The sequence below is a fragment of the Caulobacter sp. FWC2 genome (assembly GCF_002742625.1).
GTDB lineage: Bacteria > Pseudomonadota > Alphaproteobacteria > Caulobacterales > Caulobacteraceae > Caulobacter.
On sequence record NZ_PEBF01000001.1, the window covers coordinates 1,538,204 to 1,557,594 of the forward strand.

At 67.7% G+C, this 19,391-nt stretch carries 22 protein-coding genes; 12 read left to right on the top strand and 10 right to left on the bottom strand.

Annotation, left to right across the window (positions count from 1 at the left end):
• Position 1 precedes the first annotated feature (1 nt).
• Together CSW62_RS07480 and upp are read left to right on the top strand one after the other, a co-directional pair.
• Complete coding sequence (locus CSW62_RS07480) at positions 2-2,167, top strand: xanthine dehydrogenase family protein molybdopterin-binding subunit (protein ID WP_099576521.1); 2,166 nt, start codon at positions 2-4, stop codon at positions 2,165-2,167.
• Between the two features lie 32 nt (positions 2,168-2,199).
• Positions 2,200-2,829 carry a uracil phosphoribosyltransferase gene (gene upp, locus CSW62_RS07485; RefSeq protein WP_099576522.1) on the top strand — a complete coding sequence of 210 codons (630 nt, stop codon included), beginning with the start codon at positions 2,200-2,202 and terminating at the stop codon, positions 2,827-2,829.
• 9 nt (positions 2,830-2,838) lie between these two features.
• Here the strand turns inward: upp and CSW62_RS07490 are convergent, their stop codons facing one another.
• Entirely contained in the window at positions 2,839-3,072 is a 234-nt protein-coding gene (locus tag CSW62_RS07490) for a CsbD family protein (protein WP_199170536.1), read from the bottom strand.
• 56 nt (positions 3,073-3,128) lie between these two features.
• A complete protein-coding gene (locus tag CSW62_RS07495) occupies positions 3,129-4,046 on the bottom strand; it encodes a 5'-methylthioadenosine/S-adenosylhomocysteine nucleosidase (RefSeq protein ID WP_099576523.1) in 918 nt (305 codons plus the stop codon).
• A 121-nt stretch (positions 4,047-4,167) separates the two neighbouring features.
• Here CSW62_RS07495 and CSW62_RS07500 point away from each other — a divergent pair, with 121 nt between their 5' ends.
• Entirely contained in the window at positions 4,168-4,545 is a 378-nt protein-coding gene (locus CSW62_RS07500; RefSeq protein WP_099576524.1) for a response regulator, read from the top strand.
• Between the two features lie 2 nt (positions 4,546-4,547).
• Here the strand turns inward: CSW62_RS07500 and CSW62_RS07505 are convergent, their stop codons facing one another.
• The 3 genes from CSW62_RS07505 to CSW62_RS07515 are packed head-to-tail and all read right to left on the bottom strand — an operon-like array spanning position 4,548 to position 6,950.
• Positions 4,548-5,177 (bottom strand): hypothetical protein, encoded by a 630-nt coding sequence (locus tag CSW62_RS07505; protein ID WP_233206629.1) that lies wholly within the window; start codon positions 5,175-5,177, stop codon positions 4,548-4,550.
• Positions 5,177-6,466, bottom strand: a complete 1,290-nt coding sequence (locus tag CSW62_RS07510) for an amidohydrolase family protein (protein WP_099576525.1) — start codon at positions 6,464-6,466, stop codon at positions 5,177-5,179. Before CSW62_RS07510 ends, CSW62_RS07505 begins: the two co-directional genes overlap by 1 nt.
• A gap of 46 nt (positions 6,467-6,512) precedes the next feature.
• Positions 6,513-6,950 (bottom strand): acetyltransferase, encoded by a 438-nt coding sequence (locus CSW62_RS07515; protein WP_099576526.1) that lies wholly within the window; start codon positions 6,948-6,950, stop codon positions 6,513-6,515.
• Positions 6,951-7,125: 175 nt separating this feature from the next.
• On the opposite strand from CSW62_RS07515, the gene CSW62_RS27230 reads away from it, so the two are divergent.
• Positions 7,126-7,260 (top strand): hypothetical protein, encoded by a 135-nt coding sequence (locus CSW62_RS27230; RefSeq protein WP_255408339.1) that lies wholly within the window; start codon positions 7,126-7,128, stop codon positions 7,258-7,260.
• A gap of 214 nt (positions 7,261-7,474) precedes the next feature.
• On the opposite strand, the gene CSW62_RS07525 is transcribed toward CSW62_RS27230, so the two are convergent.
• The 3 genes from CSW62_RS07525 to CSW62_RS07535 all read right to left on the bottom strand — a co-directional run bounded on the left by CSW62_RS07525 (position 7,475) and on the right by CSW62_RS07535 (position 10,292).
• Positions 7,475-8,971 carry a phosphomannomutase/phosphoglucomutase gene (locus CSW62_RS07525; RefSeq protein WP_099576528.1) on the bottom strand — a complete coding sequence of 499 codons (1,497 nt, stop codon included), beginning with the start codon at positions 8,969-8,971 and terminating at the stop codon, positions 7,475-7,477.
• 98 nt (positions 8,972-9,069) lie between these two features.
• Complete coding sequence (locus tag CSW62_RS07530) at positions 9,070-10,026, bottom strand: SIS domain-containing protein (protein WP_099576529.1); 957 nt, start codon at positions 10,024-10,026, stop codon at positions 9,070-9,072.
• Positions 10,023-10,292, bottom strand: a complete 270-nt coding sequence (locus CSW62_RS07535; RefSeq protein WP_233206783.1) for a hypothetical protein — start codon at positions 10,290-10,292, stop codon at positions 10,023-10,025. Before CSW62_RS07535 ends, CSW62_RS07530 begins: the two co-directional genes overlap by 4 nt.
• A gap of 163 nt (positions 10,293-10,455) precedes the next feature.
• On the opposite strand from CSW62_RS07535, the gene gpmA reads away from it, so the two are divergent.
• The 3 genes from gpmA to CSW62_RS07550 all read left to right on the top strand — a co-directional run bounded on the left by gpmA (position 10,456) and on the right by CSW62_RS07550 (position 13,881).
• Positions 10,456-11,169, top strand: a complete 714-nt coding sequence (gpmA, locus tag CSW62_RS07540; protein ID WP_099576530.1) for a 2,3-diphosphoglycerate-dependent phosphoglycerate mutase — start codon at positions 10,456-10,458, stop codon at positions 11,167-11,169.
• A gap of 92 nt (positions 11,170-11,261) precedes the next feature.
• Positions 11,262-12,518 carry a pentapeptide repeat-containing protein gene (locus CSW62_RS07545; protein ID WP_099576531.1) on the top strand — a complete coding sequence of 419 codons (1,257 nt, stop codon included), beginning with the start codon at positions 11,262-11,264 and terminating at the stop codon, positions 12,516-12,518.
• A 100-nt stretch (positions 12,519-12,618) separates the two neighbouring features.
• Positions 12,619-13,881 (top strand): pentapeptide repeat-containing protein, encoded by a 1,263-nt coding sequence (locus CSW62_RS07550; RefSeq protein WP_099576532.1) that lies wholly within the window; start codon positions 12,619-12,621, stop codon positions 13,879-13,881.
• Between the two features lie 86 nt (positions 13,882-13,967).
• Here the strand turns inward: CSW62_RS07550 and CSW62_RS07555 are convergent, their stop codons facing one another.
• Positions 13,968-14,429 carry an Hsp20 family protein gene (locus CSW62_RS07555; protein ID WP_099576533.1) on the bottom strand — a complete coding sequence of 154 codons (462 nt, stop codon included), beginning with the start codon at positions 14,427-14,429 and terminating at the stop codon, positions 13,968-13,970.
• 240 nt (positions 14,430-14,669) lie between these two features.
• On the opposite strand from CSW62_RS07555, the gene CSW62_RS07560 reads away from it, so the two are divergent.
• The 5 genes from CSW62_RS07560 to CSW62_RS07580 all read left to right on the top strand — a co-directional run bounded on the left by CSW62_RS07560 (position 14,670) and on the right by CSW62_RS07580 (position 18,577).
• Positions 14,670-15,512, top strand: coding sequence for a class I SAM-dependent methyltransferase (locus CSW62_RS07560; protein ID WP_099576534.1), 843 nt, complete (start codon positions 14,670-14,672; stop codon positions 15,510-15,512).
• Positions 15,513-15,570: 58 nt separating this feature from the next.
• A complete protein-coding gene (locus tag CSW62_RS07565) occupies positions 15,571-16,464 on the top strand; it encodes a class I SAM-dependent methyltransferase (RefSeq protein ID WP_099576535.1) in 894 nt (297 codons plus the stop codon).
• Positions 16,465-16,514: 50 nt separating this feature from the next.
• On the top strand, positions 16,515-17,108 hold the full coding sequence (locus tag CSW62_RS07570; RefSeq protein WP_233206630.1) for a DUF2987 domain-containing protein: 594 nt from the start codon (positions 16,515-16,517) through the stop codon (positions 17,106-17,108).
• A gap of 91 nt (positions 17,109-17,199) precedes the next feature.
• Positions 17,200-17,508: an SCP2 sterol-binding domain-containing protein gene (locus CSW62_RS07575; protein ID WP_099576537.1), complete on the top strand. Its 309-nt coding sequence runs from the start codon at positions 17,200-17,202 to the stop codon at positions 17,506-17,508.
• A gap of 85 nt (positions 17,509-17,593) precedes the next feature.
• Complete coding sequence (locus CSW62_RS07580) at positions 17,594-18,577, top strand: alpha/beta fold hydrolase (RefSeq protein WP_099582202.1); 984 nt, start codon at positions 17,594-17,596, stop codon at positions 18,575-18,577.
• On the opposite strand, the gene hisN is transcribed toward CSW62_RS07580, so the two are convergent.
• Positions 18,552-19,388 carry a histidinol-phosphatase gene (gene hisN / locus CSW62_RS07585; RefSeq protein WP_099576538.1) on the bottom strand — a complete coding sequence of 279 codons (837 nt, stop codon included), beginning with the start codon at positions 19,386-19,388 and terminating at the stop codon, positions 18,552-18,554. The genes CSW62_RS07580 and hisN overlap by 26 nt on opposite strands.
• Positions 19,389-19,391: the final 3 nt, after the last annotated feature.

The following is a 19,391-nucleotide window of genomic DNA, read 5'->3' on the forward strand; positions in this document are numbered from 1 at the left end:
CATGGACGGCGAACTCGTACGCGATCCCACCCGTCGCTTCGTCCTGAAAAGCGGCGCGGCCGTCGGCGGCGGCCTGTTGCTCAGCTTCACCATGGCTACTGAAGGCCGCGCGGCCGGCGGTCAGGTCAACGCCTATGTCCGCATCGCGCCGGACGGCAAGGTGATCATCGCGTCCAAGGTTCCGGAGGTGGGGCAGGGCATCAAGACGGCCCTGCCGATGTTGATCGCCGAGGAGCTGGACGTCGCGTGGTCGTCGGTGACGGTCGAGCAGGCCCTGGCCAACGCCAAGGTCTATGGCCGCCAGGTGGCCGGCGGTAGCATGGCCACGACCCTGGAATATGACGGCCTGCGCCGGGTCGGCGCGACCGTGCGGGCGCTGCTGATCCAGGCCGCCGCCACGCGCTGGAACGTGCCGGTCGAGAGCTGCTCGACCGAGCCGGGCTTCGTGATTTCGGGCAAGAACCGCGCGGGCTATGGCGAGTTGGTCGAAGCCGCCGCCGCCCTGACGCCGCCCGATCCCAAGACCCTTGTCCTGAAAGACCCGAAGGCCTTCCGGATCATCGGCCAGAGCCACAAGAGCCAGAACCTCGACGCCATCACCACGGGTCAGTCGCTGTACGGGATCGACGTCGTCGTGCCGGGCATGCTGTTCGCGACCTTCGTCAAGGCGCCGGTCTACGGGGCCAAGGTGGCCAGCGTCGACCTCGCCCCGGCCAAGGCGGTGAAGGGCGTGCGCGACGCCTTCGTCATCGAGGGCGGGACCAACCTGAACGGCCTGCTGCCCGGCGTGGCGGTGGTGGCCGACAGCTGGTGGGCGGCGCGCAAGGGCCGCAACGCTCTGGAGATCCAGTGGGCCGAGCACCCGACCGCCGCCCAATCCAGCACCGGCTTCGCCGCCAAGGCCGCCGAGCTGGCCAAGGCTCCGCCGCAACGCACCGACCGTTCGGACGGCGATGTCGACGCGGCCCTGAAGGGCGCGACCAAGGTGGTGTCGGCGACCTATAGCTATCCCTTCATCGCCCACGCGCCGCTGGAGCCGCAGAACTGCACCGCCAGCGTCAAGGATGGGAAAGTGGAGATCTGGGCTCCGACCCAGAACCCGGAGCCCGGCCGCAAGCTGGTCGCCGCCGCGCTGAACGTCCCGGAAGAGGCGATCATCATCCATCTGGTCCGAGGCGGCGGCGGTTTCGGCCGGCGGCTGAACAACGACTACATGGTCGAGGCGGCGGCGATCGCGGCCAAGGCCGGCGCCCCGGTCAAGCTGATCTGGACGCGCGAAGACGACACGCGCCACGACTTCTACCGGCCAGGCGCCTGGCACAACCTGACCGCCGGCCTCGACGCCTCCGGCAAGGTCACAGCCTGGAAGGACCACTTCGTCAGCTTCGGCGAGGGCGACAAGTTCGCGCCCAGCTGCGGTTTCAACGCCACCCAGTTCCCGTGCCGGGCGGTGGACAATTACCGCGTCGACGTCTCGGTCATGCCGCTGGGGATGCCGACCGGACCGCTGCGGGCGCCGGGCAACAACGCCTTCGGCTTCGTGCTGCAGAGCTTCACCGACGAGCTCGCCGTCGCCGCCGGCAAGGACCCGATCGCCTTCCGTCGCGAGTTGCTGGGCGAGCCGCGCCTGCTCGGCGAGGCGGGCAAGGGCGACAGTTTCCATACCGGCCGCATGCGCGGGGTGCTTGACCTGGTGGCCGAGAAGTCCGGCTGGGGCCGCAAGCTGCCCAAAGGCTCCGGCATGGGCGTCTCCTGCCACTACAGCCACCTGGGCTATGTGGCGGTGGTCATGCAGGTCACGGTCAAGGACGGCGCGCTGAAGATCGACAAGGTCTGGGCCGCCGCAGATGTCGGCCGCCAGATCGTCAATCCGAACGGAGCCGAGCAGCAGATGCAGGGCTCGATCCTGGACGCCATCGGCTCGACCCTGCGCCAGGAGATCACCTTCGAGAACGGAGCGGCCAAGCAGGGCAACTTCAACACCTTCCCGCTGTTGCGCATGGCCGATGCGCCCGAGGTCGAGGTGCATTTCAAGCTCTCGGACAACAATCCGACGGGCCTGGGCGAGCCAGCCTATCCGCCGACCCCGGCGGCGCTGTGCAACGCCATCTTCGCCGCCACCGGCAAGCGCATCCGCAGCTTGCCGATCGGCGACCAACTGGCCTAGGAGCGGAGGGTATTTCTCAAGCGAGCGCCCTCATGTCCCAGGTCACCGTCGTCAGCCACCCGCTCGTCCAGCACAAGCTGACCAAGATGCGGGACAAGCAGACCTCGACCAAGACCTTCCGGGCGCTGATGCGCGAGGTTGCGACCCTGATCTGCTACGAGATCACCCGCGACCTGCCGATGGATGCGGTCCAGATCGAGACCCCCGTCGCCCCGACCACAGCCTATGAGATCGCCGGCAAGAAGCTGGTCTTCGCCCCGATCCTGCGCGCGGGCCTGGGCATGTGCGAGGGGATGCTGGACCTGGTCCCATCGGCGCGCGTCGCCCACATCGGCCTCTATCGCGACCACGAGACGCTGGAGGCGGTCGAGTACTACTTCAAGGCGCCGGAAGACATCGCTGGGCGCCTGGTCATCGTGGTCGACCCGATGCTGGCCACCGGCCACTCGGCCATCGCGGCGATCACGCGCCTGAAGCAGGCGGGCGTGACCAGCCTGCGCTTCGTCTGCCTCCTGGCGGCGCAGCCGGGCGTCGAGGCGCTGCAAGCCGCGCACCCCGACGTGCCGATCTGGACCGCAGCGGTCGACGCGACGCTGAACGAGCACGGCTACATCGTGCCGGGCCTGGGCGACGCCGGCGACCGGACGTTCGGGACGCGTTAGCGGCGAGATCTACTTCTTCGCGTCCTTGACGGCGTCCTTCAGCTCGCCCTGCTTCAGGTTGCCGGCGACCTTGTCCTTCTTGCCTTCGTTCTTCAGGTCCTTGTCGCCGACGACCGTGCCGACGCCGGACTCGACCTTGCCGATCGTCTCCTTCTTGCGGCCGGCCTCCTTGTCGCAGGCGCTCAAGGTCGTCAGCGCCATCATCGAGACCAGGGCGAAGGCGAGGGGACGTTGCAGGGTCATGGGTAAAGCTCCGTGTTGTCCGCAAGGAACGCAAACGGAGCCTTAGCGATCCAGGCCTAGTTCGGCAGCGCCCTGACGAAGGCCTTCACCACGGTCGCGGAATTGTCCGAGGCCAGGGCCATGAAGGTGTGCATCTCGTTGGCGCCCGCGCCACCGCCGGCCAGGTCCGAGAGGCTGCGGAAGGCGATGAACGGGGTCGCGTTGACGAGGGCCACGTGGGCGACGGCGGCGCTCTCCATGTCCACCACGCGAGCCTCGAACGTCGCGCGCAGATATTTGCGGTAGCCGGCGTTATCGAGGAACACCGGGGCCGAGACGCCTTTGCCGCCGACCACGACCTTGGGCGGATGCACCAGGCACTTATCGGCGCTGCAGCGTTGCAGGGCGACCTCAGCGGCGACCTTGCGGGCGGTGGCCAGTAGGGCCGGATCGGCGGGGAACCACACGCGGGCCGGCGACGACAGATCGGTACCGGGCAGAATGATAGCGCGCGGATAGATCATGCCGTAGTTGGCGAGCGTGCTGTTGCGGATGCTGGGCGAGACCTCGAAACCCTTGTCCGTCTCGCGGGCGAAGGCGCTTTCCAGGTTCTGGGCCCACTGGTCTGCGACCACGACGTCGCCGATGTCCAGGCCCTCGTCGACGCCGCCGGCGATGCCGGAGAAGACGATGCGGGTGATGTTGAAGCGGTCCAGGGCCATCTGGGTGGTCATGGCCGCATTGACCATCGAGACGCCACTGAGGAACACCACGACCGGCTTGCCCTCAAGCTTGCCGGTCACGAACCGGACGCCATGAACGTCGAAGGTCTTCTGCTCGCTGGTCGCGGCGTTCAGCGCCCCGATCTCTGGCGGGAAGGCCGAGATCACCGCCACGCGGGGGGTCTCGTCCAGGCGCTGCGCGAGGGCGGGCGAGACGACGAGGAACAGGCAGGCCAGGATAAGGGCAGCCAAGGAAGGAAAGGAAGGGCGCATGGCGACTCCGAGGCGGGACAGCCTCTGCTTAGCCGTCCGGCCGCGCGGCCCCTAGCGCGCAGGCTCGTTCCAGCTGGAAAGTCTTTCGAACGCCTCCAAAACCGCGTAGGCGGTTGGCGCGATGTCCAGACGCGTGCCCCTGATCTATGTCGCCGATGACGACGAGGCGACGCTCGAGCTGGTCGAGGCCTATCTGGCCCGCGACGGGCTGGAGGTGGTGGGCTTCCCAACCGCCGATCGGTTGATCGCGGCGATCCCTGTGCGCCGGCCCGACGCGATACTGCTGGACGTGCGGATCCCCGGCCAGAGCGGTCTCGACGCCCTCAGGGCGCTCAAGGACTCCGAGGCCGCCGACATCCCGGTGCTGATGCTGACCGGCGAGGGACGGCTGGACCGCATCGTCCAGGCCATGCAGCTGGGCGCCAAGGGCTATGTGATGAAGCCGTTCGACGGTCCCAAACTGGTCGCCGAAGTTCTGGCGATGCTGGAGTCCGCCTAGGGTCAGCCGATCAGGCTTTTCAGCCAGGCCACGACCTCGCCGCACCAGGCCAGGAAGTTCTCGAACAGGCTGACCGGCTTGGGCGGGGGAGGCGGCTTGATCTCGACCGGCGTGAACCAGCTGGGCGCGGCCGGCGGGGCGCAGTTCATCCGCATGCCGACGCCCTTCAGATAGCCGCGCCGCACGCCGCCGGACTGGATCGCCTTGGCGATGGCCTTGTCGTGCTTGGCCGCGCCGGTCAGGCGGCGGATCCAGCCGCGGAAGGGCAGCAGGTCGTGGGTCGTGTCGCGCACCCCGGCCACGCCCTCGCGATAGGCCGCATCGGCGACCTTCTTGCCGCGCGAGCGATTGTCGGGCGGCGGGGCTTCGTCGAGGTCCGGACCCAGGGCGGCGTCCAGCCGGCCGACCTCGGCGGCGATCGGTTCGCAGCGGGTCAGGCCCGTCAGGTCGTAGGGATCGGTGACCGCCCGGGCCAGGACCGGCGGGATCGCCTTCCGCTTGAGGTTCAGGTCCTCCAGCGGCGCCGTGGCGGCGTCGCGGAAGGTGTCGTGCTGCTGCAGCGTGCCCGGGTCGGTCTCGGCGAACGCTGGGCCGGCAAGGGTCAGCAACAGCAGGGCGGGGACCAGACGCATCACGGCCGCCGCACGACCTGGCCGCCCTTCATGACGAAGACGACGTCCCTGGTCGCCTCGATCGTCTGGGTCGGGTCGCCCTTCACGGCCACGATGTCGGCCAGGTAGCCGGGCTTCAACTGACCCAGGTCATTGGCCCGGCCCAGCACCTTGGCGTCGACGGCCGTGGCGGCCAGCAGGGCTTGGGCGGGGCTCATGCCTTCCTTGACCAGCCAGACGAGCTCGCGGGCGTTGTCCCCGTGCTTGAAGACGCCCACGTCGCTGCCCATGCCGATGGTGACGCCGTTCTTGACGGCCAGCTTGAAGGCGCGATCGGCATTGTTCATCGCGGCGGTCGGCGGCGTCTTGCCGGCCACATAGCCGCCGAAATAGCTTGAGGTGCTCTCGACCGCCGTCAGGGTCGGGAAGAACACCACGCCCTTCTCGGCCATCAGCTTGAAGGTCGCATCGCTGCCGCCGTAGCCGTGCTCGATGGTGTCGACTCCCGCCACGACCGCCCGGCGCATGCCCTCGTCGCTGGAGGCGTGGGCCGAGACGGGGCGGCCGCTGGAATGGGCCGCGTCGACCAGGGCCTTCAGCTCCTCGATCGAGAAGGTCGGCTGGGTGGAGCCGTCGGGTCCCACGCGGTAGTCGGCATAGACCTTGATCCAGTCGGCGCCGGCCCCGGCCTGCTCGCGCACGGCCTTGACGACTTCGGCGACGCCGCTGGCTTCCTGAGCGCCCTGGGGCAGCTCGGCCTCGGGATTGTAGTTCTTGCGGGCCGGGCCGTATGCGCCGGTGGCCACGATCGCCTTGGTCGCCACGAACAGGCGCGGACCCGGGATCAAGCCGTCGTTGATCGCCTTTTTCAGCGGAACGTCGGCCGCGCCGACCCCCTCGGTGCCCAGGTCGCGCAGGGTGGTGAAGCCGGCCTCCAGCGTCGCCTTGGCCTGCACCGCCGCCCGCAGCGAGCGGTAGGTCGGGGTCTCCTTCAGCACCTGATCGTCCCACAGGCTCTCGTTGTAGGGATGCAGGAAGAGATGGCTGTGCAGGTCCATCAGGCCCGGAATGATCGTAGCTCCAGGCAGGTCGACGACCTCGGCGCCTGTCGCGTCGATCTGGCCCGCAGGACCCACGGCGGCGATCTTGCCGTCCTTGACCAGCACGGCCCAGCCCTCGCGCGGCGGGCCGGCGGTCTCGGCGGTCCACACCCGGGCGGGCTTCAGCAAGATCGGCTGAGCGGCGAGCGCCAGGCCGGGCGCCCAAGGTGAGACCAGGATCAGGGCGAGAGCGGTGAGCAGACGGCGCATGGGACGACTCGCGATGGGACGCCGTGCAGCTAAGCCGAAAACTGGCTCAGACGCCAAAGCGCAGATGGATCAGCGGGTAGGGGCGGCCCTGGCCGTCGGTCGCCGACCAGCCGGTACGCTCAAAGCCCATGTGTTCGTAGAAGCCGACGGCCTGGCCGTTCTGCTCGTTGACGTCGGTGGTCAGGACCGGATGAACCGCCAGCGCGTAATCAATCAACATGGCGCCGACGCCCGCCCCGCGATGTTCGGGATCGATGAACAGGGCTTCCATGTGGCTGCCGACGATCAGCATGAAGCCGAGAGGCCGATCGCGGTCGTCGACAGCCAGCATCAGCGGCGCGGCGGGGAGGAACGCCTCGACCTCGCGACCGAGCGCGGCGCGGTCCTCGGGGGTGAGGAAGTCATGCGTGGCGTCGACGGCCGCTGCCCAGATCGCGACGACGCGATCACCGTCCTCGGGCCGGGAAGGGCGGAGCTTGATCATGGGCGGTGACTAACCCGCCGCCGTATCGCGCGCCAGCCGATTGGCTGGCTCAGGCTTATTTCGCCGCGCCCCTGATAAACTGGGCCTTGGCCCCCCATCTAAGGATTCAGTCGCCGTCGGGAGCGAACCGCATCGCGGTCAACGCTCGGGCTTGGCGACACTTGAGATTTCCCAAATGGACTGGCTCTTCCAGCTGTCGGCGGCCTGCGTGGTCGGCGCGGCGCTCATGCTTCCTGTTTTCCGCTTCTTCGTCGCGACCCCGAGCCGCGCCCGCGCGCCCTACCGCCCGTCCAAGTCGACGCCGCGATGAAAACCTATTCAGGCACGCTGCCATCGCCCCTGCGCGGACTCAACGATCCCCGCTCGACAGGCGGCCCGCCGCCGCTGAGGCGCGTGGACACGCTCGCGCACCGGGGCACCAAGACGTCTTAGTCAGGACGTCTGATCCCCGGCGGTTAAACGTCCAAAGACAAAGGGCCGGCGCTGATGCGCCGGCCCTTTCTCGTTCAGCCGTTCGAACCGGATCAGATTTCCTGATTGTACTTGCCGACGCGGTCGCCCAGTCGCGGCTTGACCTCTTCGCGGAAGAGGGCGCGCATGTCGTCCTCGGACTGGGTGCTCTCGACCACCACCACGACCTCGGGCTTGTTCGACGAGGCGCGGACCAGGACCCACGAGCCGTCTTCCAGGTGGACGCGGACGCCGTTGACGGTGATCACCTCGGTGATCTTGCGGCCCAGGATCGAGCCGCCGGCGGCGAACAGGTCCTGATATTCCTTCACGATGTCGTCGACGACGCCGTACTTCACCTCGTCGCCGCACTTGGGGCTCATGGTCAGCGAGGTGAAGGCCACCGGCAGGGCCTTGCGCATATCCGACAGCTTCAGGCCAGGATTGCGGTCCAGCATGGCCAGGATGGCGGCTGCGGCGGTCAGGCCGCAGTCATAGCCGTAGCCCAGCTCGCCGTTCATGAAGAAGTGGCCGCTCTTCTCGAAGCCGGCCAGGGCGCCCAGCTCGGCGCTCTTGCGCTTGATGTAGCTGTGGCCGGTCTTCCAGTAGATCACCTTGCAGCCGTGGGCGGCCAGGATCGGGTCGGTGGCGTAGAGGCCCGTCGACTTGACGTCGACCACGAAGGTCGCGCCCGGATGCAGCGGCGCCAGGTCGCGGGCCAGCATCAGCCCGATCTTGTCGGCGAAGATCTCCTCGCCCTCGTCGTCGACCACGCCGCAGCGGTCGCCGTCGCCGTCGAAGCCGAAGGCCAGATCCGCCTTGGTCTCACGGACGGTGTGGGCCATCGCGTGCAGCATCTCGGCGTCTTCGGGGTTGGGATTGTACTTCGGGAAGTTGAAGTCGAGGTCGGTGTCCATCGGCACGACTTCGGCCACGCCCATCTTCTGCAAGGCCTCGACGACGAAGGCGCCGGCCGTGCCATTGCCGCAGGCGGCCACGACCTTGAGGGGGCGGGTGATGCTGGCGCGCTTGGCGACGTCGTCGATATAGCGCTGGGCCTCGCCCTGCACGCGGATCAGCTTGCCGCCGTCGCGCTCGACAAATTCGGCGCCGAGAACGATCGCCTTCAGGCGGCTCATCTCGTCCGGGCCGAAGGTCAGGGGCTTCTGGGCGCCCATCTTCACGCCGGTCCAGCCGTTCTCGTTATGGCTGGCCGTGACCATGGCCACACACGGGATGTCGAGGTCGAACTGGGCGAAATAGGCGGTCGGCGACAAGGCCAGACCGATGTCGTGCACCTCGCAGCCGGCGCTGATCAGGCCCAGCATCAGGGCGTTCTTGATCGAGGTCGAATAGGAACGGAAGTCGTGGCCGACCACGATCTTCGACTGGCCCAGCTCGTGGATATAGGTCCCCAGGCCCAGGCCCAGCGCCTGGACGCCCAGCAGGTTGATCTCGGGCCCGAACAGCCAGCGCGCGTCGTACTCGCGAAAGCCGGTCGCCTTGACCAGCGGTTCGTTCTCATAGGCGGCGGTATTCGGGACGAGGTCGGCGCGGGGCGCGGAGAACATCGAAAGCTCGCTTCAGTTTAGGTGTGGTGGCTGTAGCCGCCCGGAGGCCGGGCGACTAGCGCGTTCACATGACAAAGTTCGATAAAGTCGAATGTGACCTAGATTACGCCAGCGCGGAGCAGGTCGTGAACATGCAGCACGCCGACCGGGCGTCCCGCATCGACGACGAACAGCACGGTGATGCGGCGCTCATTCATGACCTTCAGCGCCTCGGCGGCCAGGGCGCCGGGGGCGATGGTCAGCGGATGCTGGGTCATGACCTGACCAGCCGTGTGCTGAAGAAGGCCGTCCATGTGGCGGCGCAGGTCGCCGTCAGTGATCAGGCCGGTCAGCAGGCCCGCGCCGTCGACGACGCCGACCGCGCCGAAACGCTTCTCGCTCATCACCAGGAGGGCGTCGGGCATGGGCGCGTCGGCGCCGATCAGCGGCAGTTCGTCCTGCCCGTGCATCAGGTCGGCGACTGTGCGCAGCATGGCCCCAAGCTTGCCGCCCGGGTGGAAGACGCGGAAGTCGCTGGCGGTGAAGCCCCGTCGTTCCAGCAGGGCCACCGCCAGGGCGTCGCCCAGGGCGATCTGCAGGGTCGTGGACGTGGTCGGCGCATTGACCTCGGCCGTCGCCTCCGGCGCGTCGGGCAACAGCAGGACGATGTCGCCTCCGCGCCCAAGCTGGCTGCCTTCGAAGGCGGTCATGGCGATCAGCGGGATCGAGAACCGCTTGGCGTAGGCGATAAGATCGGACAGCTCCCGCGCTTCGCCGGACTTGGACAGCGCCAGGACAACGTCGTCGGACCCGATCATGCCCAGGTCGCCGTGCGAGGCCTCGGCGGGATGGACGAACATGGCCGAGGTCCCGGTCGAGGCCAGGGTGGCGGCGATCTTGCGGGCCACGTGGCCGGACTTGCCCATGCCGGTGCAGACGACCCGCCCCTTGGCGTTGAACACGGTCTCGACAGCCCGGACGAAAGTTTCGCCCAGCGACCCGGCCAGGGTGTTGAGCGCCTCGGCCTCGGCGTTCAGCACGCGGCGGCCGACCACGATGGCGTCGAAAGCGCTCATTGCGGGGGCGAGGTCTGTGGCGAGGTCTGGGGCGTCGCGGGGGGCGGAGCCTGAGTCGGCATCTGACCCACGGCCTCGACGGCCTTCTTGGCGGCTTGGTCGCGACGGATCGCGGCGTCCTTCTCCTTTTGGATCCGGGCCTTCATCTCAGGCGTCTGCTGCACCGGCGTGTGGCCGAAGGGGCCCCAGGAGCGGTCGCCCTGGCCTTGCGGCCAGGCGAGGGACAGGGCGATCAGCGCGGCGGCGACCAGTCCCATCAGCGGCATGAAAAAGCGATCAGGCATGGCCCGCCTATAGCATGCGGCGCGGCTTGGGGGAGGGGGAAGAGGGGCCGTGCGGTCGGATCGCGCTATGCTCGGTGCTTGACCCCGCGGGCTTGGGGCCTTAGCCCGCGCCCCATACCTCCCGATCCGCGAAGGAAGCCGCCCGATGCCGACCCTCGTCCTGCTCCGCCATGGCCAGAGCCAGTGGAATCTGGAAAACCGCTTCACGGGCTGGGTCGACGTCGACCTGACCGCCGAGGGCGAGGCCCAGGCCAGGAAGGGCGGCGAACTGATCAAGGCCGCCGGCATCCAGATCGACCACGCCTTCACCTCGGTTCAGACCCGCGCCATCCGCACGGGCAACCTCGCCTTGGACGCCGCCCAGCAGAGCTTCGTGCCGGTAACCAAGGACTGGCGCCTGAACGAGCGCCACTACGGCGGTCTCACGGGCCTGAACAAGGCCGAGACGGCCGAGAAGCACGGCGTTGAGCAGGTCACCATCTGGCGCCGCTCCTACGACATCCCGCCGCCGGAACTGGCCCCAGGCGGCGAGTACGACTTCAGCAAGGACCGCCGCTACAAGGGCGCCGACCTGCCCTCGACCGAAAGCCTGGCGACCACCCTGGTTCGCGTTCTGCCCTACTGGGAAAGCGACATCGCCCCGCACCTGAAGGCGGGCGAGACCATCCTGATCGCCGCCCACGGCAACTCGCTGCGCGCCATCGTCAAGCACCTGTTCAACGTGCCGGACGACAAGATCGTCGGCGTCGAGATCCCCACCGGCAACCCGTTGGTCATCGAGCTGGACGCGCAGTTGACGCCGACCAGCGCGCGCTACCTGGACGAAGGCCGCGCCGAGGCTCTGCCCAGCGTCGGCTAAGCGACTCCAAACTTCATCGGAAGCTGTTGGAAACACGACGTTAATTTTGGTCTGCGCATGGTTACTCCCATACTCGGGATTCCATGCCAGACATGAGCGCCGCCGCAGCAGCACAGGAATACAAGCGCCTGACGCAGCATGACGTAGACGTCATCTGCGCCAAGCACGATCGCCTGTGGTCGGCCCGCCTTGGCGGGGCGCGCGCCGTGTTCGCCTTCTGCGACCTGTCGGGCCTGTCGGTGACCGGCCGCAATCTGTGCGACGCCGACTTCACCGGCGCCATGATGGTCGGCTGCGACCTGCGCAAGACCAAGCTGGACAACGCCAATCTCTACGGCGCGGACATGCAGGGGGCGGACCTGACGGACGCCTCGATGCGTCGCGCCGACCTGCGCGGCTCCAGCCTGCGCGGCGCCAACCTGACCGGCGCCGACATGTTCGAGGCCGATCTGCGCGAAGGCACGATCGCCGCCGCCGACCGCAAGGAAGGCTACCGCGTCATCGAACTGACCCAGCGCGAGGCCTACGCCACCGGTGCGAATCTCTCGGGCGCCAACCTCGAACGCTCACGCCTGTCGGGCATCGTCGCCACCAAGGCCGACTTCAGCGACGCGATCCTCAAGGACGCCAAGCTGGTCCGCGCCAACCTCAAGCAGGCCAATTTCAACGGGGCCAATCTGGCCGGCGCCGACCTTTCGGGCGCCAACCTGACCGGGGCCGACCTGCGCAACACCGTCCTGGTCGGCGCCAAGACCATGTCGTGGAACATCAGCGACACCAACCTGGAAGGCGCTTTGACCGACAAGCCGTCGGGCACCAGCGTCTCGGACCTGCCGTACGAGCAGATGATCGCCGACCATGCGCGCTGGATCGATACCGGCGGCGCCGAGGGCAAGCCGTCCGTGTTCGACAGGGCGGACCTGCGGAACCTGCGCTCGATCCGCGGCTACAACCTGACGGCCCTGTCAGCCAAGGGCGCGGTTCTCTACGGCCTCGACATGGAGGGCGTGCAGATGCAGGGCGCGCAGCTGGACGGCGCCGATCTGCGAGCCTGCAACCTGCGCCGCGCCGACCTGCGCGGCGCACGGCTGAAAGGCGCCAAGTTGACGGGTTCGGACCTGCGCGACGCCCAGTTGGGCCCGCTGCTGATCGCCGCCGACCGCGTGCTGCCGGTGGACCTGACGGGCGCGATCCTTGCCAATGCCGACCTGGCGCGCGCCGACCTTCGCCAGGCCAGAATGGCCGGCGCGGACGTGTCGCGCGCCAACTTCACCGGGGCCCAGCTCAAGGACGTGGACCTGACCGGCGCGATCCGCCAGGCGGCGCGCGGCCTGGACGATGTTATTTGAGAAAATATCGCGACAAACGGACGCAGGGTTAACCGTTCGCTCGTCCCTCGTCGCTAGAGTGCGCGTAGCTCAGAAAAGAACCTAACGGGGAAACAACGTTATGAACGCCGCGCAAAGCGTGGCCGGGCGTCGCCGCCTGAGCCAAGCCGAGCTCGACATGATCGTAACGGCGCACGAGAAATTCGTTACCGGCAAGCAGGGTGGCAAACGCGCCTCCCTACGCTTCATGCAGCTGTCGGGCCTAGATCTGTCGTTCCGAAATCTGATTGACGCGGACCTGACCGCTTCGGTCCTCGAGAATTGCCGCATGGTCCGCACCAAGCTGGATCGCGCGAGCCTGTTCGGCTGCGACCTGCGGAAAAGCGACATGCGACAGGCCTCGCTGGTCCGCGCGGATCTGCGCGGCGCCTGCCTGCGCGGCGCGAACCTCGCCCAGGCCGACCTGACCCAGGCCGACTTTCGCGAAGGCCAGATCGCCATTCCGCACCCCCGCAAGGGCCTCGAAACCATGCGCCACGAAACCCGTCAGGGCGAAGTGGACGAGGTAAACTTCTCGGGCGCCACCCTGGACGGCTCGCAGTTCGAGGGCGTCTCGGCGTTCAAGGCCGATTTCAGCGATTGCTCGCTGAGGGGCGCCAAGCTGGCGGGCGCGAACCTGAAGGAAGCCAATCTGGTCGGGGCCATGCTGGACGGGGCCGACGTCAAGGGCTGCAACCTGGAAGGCGCGAACCTGTCGGGCGCGGTGATGGCGGGGGTCGACACCTCCACGGCCCGCATCAGCGGCGCCAGCATGGCCGGCGCCGTGGTTACGGTGACCCGCGAGGCGATCGACAAGGCCCAGGAGCTCTATCGGCGTTGCCTGGATAATCAACGGTGGTGCCAGACCGGCGGCAAGGAGGGCGCTGCCGCCCGCCTCGACGGCGAGGACCTGCGACCGCTGGGCGACAGGCTGAAGGGCCTGCGCCTGACGGCCATGAGCGCCAAGGGCGCCTGCATGGTCGGCTTGGATCTCTCCGGCGCCCAGTTGCAGGGCGCCAACCTGCAGAACGCCGACCTGCGCGCGGCCAACCTGCGCGGCGCGGACCTGCGCGGCGCCAAGCTGACCGGCGCCAACCTGACCAAGGCCGACCTGCGGCAGGTCTTCCTGTCGCCGCTGCCGCTGGGACCCGACCGCCAGACCCCGTCCAATCTGCAGGGCGCGCGCATGCGCTACGCCATGGTCCAGACCGCCGATCTCAGCGAAGCCGTCTTCGACGGCGCCGACCTGCGCGGCTCGGACTTCACGGGCGCGCGGGTGGCCAAGGCCAGTTTCCGCGATGTGGACTTGAACCAGGTCCAGGGCCTGGATTTTTCACTGCCCTAACCGGGCCCAGATCTGAAAAAGGCGGCGCATCGCTGCGCCGCCCAAGTTCAGAGGGGATCAGGGGAGACTAAGGAGAGGCGCGCGGGTTAAGCGGCCTTTTCGCCTTCGATCAGGGTCGAAGCGGCGCTCGACTTGATCTCCACCGTGCGGGGCTTCAGCGCTTCGGGCAGCTCACGCTTCAGCGCGATCGACAGCAGGCCGTTCGACAGGTCGGCGTCGCCCACGATCAGGTAGTCGGTCAGCTGGAACTTGCGCTCGAAATTGCGCTCCGCCAGGCCGCGATGGAGGTACTGCTTGGCGTCGCCATCGTTGGCGGCCTTGCGACCGGTGACGGTCAGCAGGTTTTCCTTCACCTCGACGGTCAGCTCATCCGGCTTGAAGCCGGCCACCGCGATCTCGATGCGGTAGTCGTTTTCGCCGGTGCGTTCGATATTGTAGGGGGGATAGCCCGAGGCCGCTTCGGTGCGGGCGGCGGCGTCCAACTGGTCGGCGAGGCGGTCAAAGCCGACGAGCGAGCGGTACAGGGGCGAAAGGTCGATCGTACGCATAGGGTCAGATCCTTCTTATCAAGCAAGGTCTTTGATGTTCGTCCCGTCGGCGACCCGAAATCGGCGTCGCCAGGTGGTCCGGAAGGCCCGGGTGTCCAGCGCCTTCGTGAAAGTAGTTGGTGAGCGGATTTTCCGGTTCAAGGGGCGCCAAACTCATCGAACGTGAATCGTTTGACGCGCCGTCAGCCCCCGCTAAGGTCGCGCTCCAATTCCGCCCATCCGCCGAAGGACACGTCCCCCATGCCGCTTCGTCGCCACGCTCTCCTGCTCGCCGCCGCCTTCGCCCTGGTCGCGCCCGCCGCCCTGGCCGCGCCCGACGCGGCGCTGAAAGCCGCCGTCGCCTCGCCGAACCGTCCCGCCGGCGATGTCGCCCGCGACGGCGCGCGCCATCCGTATGACAGCCTGACCTTCTGGGGCGTGAAGCCCAAGCAGACGATCATCGAGATCTCGCCCGGCGGCGGCTACTGGACCGAGATCCTGGCCCCCTACGCCAAGGCTACGGGCGGGACCTATGTCGCTGGTGTCGCCGATCTGTCGAACCCCAAGATCTCGGAAGGGGCCAAGAAGGGCCGCGCCGACTTCGAGGCTCGGTTCGCCGACGCGGCCAAATACGGCAAGCCGCAGTTCGTCAACTTCGGCGCTGCTTCGGGTCCGCTTGGCGCGCCCGGCTCGGCCGACATCGTGCTGACGGCCCGCAACGTCCACAACTGGACCCAGGCGCCGGGCATGGCCGACAAGGTGTTCGCCGACTTCTTCGCCGTTCTGAAGCCCGGCGGCGTGCTGGCGGTCGAGGATCACCGCGCCGACCCGCGCTCGGAAAAGGACGCCGGCGCCGACGGTTACCTGAACACCGCCACCGTGGTCGCCCTGGCCGAGAAAGCCGGCTTCAAGCTGGACGCCAAGTCCGAGATCAACGCCAACCCCAAGGACACCAAGGACCACCCCTTCGGCGTCTGGACCCTGCCGCCCGTCAAGCGCACCGCGCCGGGCGGCCAGCCGGCCAATCCGAACTTCGATCGCACGAAGTACGACGCGATCGGCGAAAGCGACCGCATGACCTTGCGCTTCCGTAAGCCAGCCTAGGTTTGCCCTGCCTGACTTTGGTCAAGGTCGGCCCGCAGGTTGGCTGCATTACGGGGGAATGATGCTTCCAGCTCAGTATTGGTCGCGGCGAGGAGTCCTGGCGAGCGTCGGCGCGCTAGGGCTCTCGGCCTGCGGCAAGAAAAACGACCCCGCCAAGACCGAGGCCATAGCAGCCCCGGCCGGGCCGGCGACCATCGAGACGGTCGTGGCCGGCGACTGGCGTCCGCCCGCCGACCGCGCCCGCGACTTCTGGCGCCATCCGGTCGAGACCTTGAAGTTCTGGGACCTGAAGCCCGGTCAGACGGTTGTCGAGTTCTGGCCCGGCGCCGGCTGGTACACCGACATCCTGGGTCCGTTCCTGGCCGACACCCACGGCAAGCTCTACGAAGCCGAGCTGCAGACCGACGACCCGTCGGAGCCGGCCGCGGCGGAGATCGTCGAGGCCTACCGTCGCAAGCTGTCTGAAAAGAAGAAGATCTACGGCGAGGTGATCTTCACCGCCTTCGGCCCGACCAGCGGCCCGGTGGCGCCGGCGGGAACGGCCGACCTCGTGCTGTTCCTGCGCAATCTGCACAACTGGATGGCCGGCGGCATCGCCGAGAAGGCCTTCAAGGACGCCTTGGCGGCCCTGAAGCCGGGCGGGATCCTGGGCGTCGAGGAGCACCGGGGCCAGCCGGGCAGGGTGCAGGACGTGCTGGCCGCCGATGGCTATGTGCAGCAGGACTACGTGATCCAGCTGGCCAAGGAGGCCGGCTTTGTCCTGGCCGGAACCAGCGAGATCAACGCCAATCCCAAGGACAGCAAGGACCACCCGTTCGGCGTCTGGACCCTGCCGCCGACGCGGCTGTCGGCCCCGCGCGGCGAGCCGTCCGAGTCGGGCTTTGACCATTCCAAATATGACGCGATCGGTGAAAGCGACCGCATGACCCTCAAGTTCGTGAAGCCCAAATGAAACGCGCTCTGATCCTCGCCGCCGCCCTCGCGGCCGCCGCTACGCCCGCCTTGGCCGAAAAGACCGCCCCGGCCGACAAGGTCTTTCCGTTCCTGGACAAGTTCCTGAAGGTGCCGCCGACGGAGCGCTCCCGGGTGAAGCTCTCTTACGCTATCCGCCAAGACGGCCAGATGATGCCAAACCTGAAGGCGACTCTTGTCGAGAAGAGCGGCGCGCGCACGCCGCTTCCGATCAATGCGGAAGGCTATTTCGACCGTCTGCCGACCTTGGCCCAGCTCCAGGGCGATGCGACCCTCATTCTGGACGTGCCGGCCGACATGAAGCTGGGTACGGCGATGAATTTCGGCACACAGCTGAAGCCTGCGGCGGAATACGACGCGCGCGAACTGACCGCGACCGTCAACGAAGCCAACACCGTCATCGGCAAGGCCGCCGGCCCTATGTCGTTCATGGCCCCGAAGATGACCGGGATCGTTTTTCCGAAAGCGGAGGGCGGAACAATCGTCTTCGCTGACGGCCACACCGCGCCGCTTCCGGAAGCCAAGGATGTCCCGTTTTTCCGTCCGGCCGATCATCAGGGCGCCGTACGGGTAAAGTTGACAAAAACCCCAACTAAGGTCGGGTTCTACGACGGGAAGAAATAAGGCCCAGGGTCGTCTGAACGGTGTTTACTTAACCAGACGGCCCGGTCTAGCTATCCGCCACACTTTTTTCGCGCAGAGGGAGATCGCGCTCATGGCCACGCTTCAGGAAATCACCGATCGCATCAAGGGCGCCGTCGGCGACGACAGCGGTCTCGGCAAGAGCCTCAAGTTCGACCTGAAAGACACCGGCGTCATCCATATCGATGGTGGCGCGGTGACCAACGAAGACAAGCCGGCCGACCTGACCATGACGCTCAGCCTGGACGACCTGCTGGCCATCGGCGCCGGCTCGCTGGACCCGACCATGGCGGTCATGACCGGCAAGCTGAAGCTGTCGGACATGGGCACGGCCATGGCCCTGCAGCCCAAGATGGGCGCTCTGTTCGCCAAGATGCGCTAACGCATTTTCTCGCGAGAAAATGCGTCAAGCTGACAAACTGAAGGCTGTTTCGGTCCATTCGGACCGAGACAGCCTTCGGGCCGCGATGACGGAAGAACTGGCGCGTCTGGTCTCGATTTCCGAGGCGCCGGTTCCCGACAGCGGTAAAGCCGAATGGTTTCGCGGCGCGGATGGGGCGACCCTCCGCGCCGCGACGTTTTTCCCGCAAGGACCCGCGCGGGGTTCGGTGGTGCTCAGCCCCGGACGCAGCGAGCCGATCGAGAAATATTTCGAGGTCGTCGAAGACCTCCTGGGCCGCGGCTTCGCCGTGCTGCTGCATGACTGGCGAGGGCAGGGGCTGTCGGCCCGGGGCCTCCCGGACCGCCTCAAGGGCCATGCCCAGGGCTTCAAGACCTTCATTTCCGACTACAAGACGCTGCTCGACACCTTCGAGGCGCGCATGCCCAAGCCGTGGATCGCGGTGTCGCACTCGATGGGCGGCTGCCTGACCATGCTGGCCCTGGCCCATGGCGAGACGCGCTTCGCCGCCGCCGTGCTGTCCGCGCCGATGCTGGGCCTGAACACGGCCGGCGTGCCGCCCTGGCTGGCCAAGCCTCTGGCCTGGACGATGTCGCGGGTCGGCCTGGCTGGCGACTATGTGTCGGCCGCCTACGATCCCCTGACCCAGACCTTCCAGGGCGACGGCCTGACCCATGACGAGACGCGCTACGACCGCTACCAAGCCCAGCTGAGGGCCGATCCGCAGATCGCCCTGGGCGGCATGACCTGGGGCTGGGCCGACTTCGCCATCTCGGCCTGCGCCTGGCTGCGGCGCAGCAAGGGCGTCGAGAAGATCCAGATGCCCGTGACCATCGTCGGGGCCGAACTGGACAACCGCGTGCTGAATTCGGACGCGGAATCGATCGCCGCCCGCATCCCCAAGGGCCGCTATGTCGAGGTCCCGGGCGCGTTCCACGAGATCCTGGTCGAAACCGACGGCCGCCGGGCGGTGTTCTGGAAGGCCTTCGACGAGACGGTGGATCCGGTCGCTCCGCGCGAGCCGCTTACTTCGCCGAACGCTTCAGACTGACCAAGGCCTCGTCCAGCGGGCGGCGGTCGCCGGAGATCACCATCTGGCCGCCGTTCGGGCCGACGGGCTCGCCGCGCCAGTTGGTGACGATGCCGCCGGCGCCTTCGATCACGGGGATGGCGGCCTCGATGTCCCAGGACTTCAGGCCCGCCTCGATGACCATGTCCATCTTGCCCATGGCGACCATGGCGTAGGCATAGGCGTCGCAGCCCAGGCGGGCCAGCTTGGAAGCCGCACGCACTTGCAGCCAGGCGCCGCGCTCGGCCCCGTCGAAGCAGGCGTCGGGATCGGTGGTGGCGATGACGGCGTCAGTCAGGTCGGCGCATTCGCGGACCCGGATCGGCGTCTCCTGGCCGCGCGCCAGCAGGCGTGAGCCGCCCGCGTGGCCAATGAAGATTTCGCCGACATAGGGTTGGCCGATCGAGCCCAGCAAGGGGCTGCCCTGATGGCGCAGGCCGATCAGGGTGGTCCACAGCGGCAGGCCGGAGATGAAGGCGCGGGTGCCGTCGATCGGGTCCAGCACCCAGACGAACTCGGCGTCCGGGCGGTCCTCGCCATATTCCTCGCCGATCACGCCGTGCTCGGGGAAATGTTCGCCGATCAGCTTGCGAATCGCCGCTTCCGCGCCGCGGTCGGCCTCGGTCACGGGGTCGAACGCCGCGTGGGAGTCGCGCGGAAGGTTCTTGCCGGCCCCCTTGTCCTCGAGGCCATGATCGGCCCGGAACAACGGCAAGATCGCGTCCGCGGACGCGCGGTTCAGATCGATGGTGAAGGCGTCGAGCGCCGCGAGCCGTTCAGCGGAAAGCGTCATGGG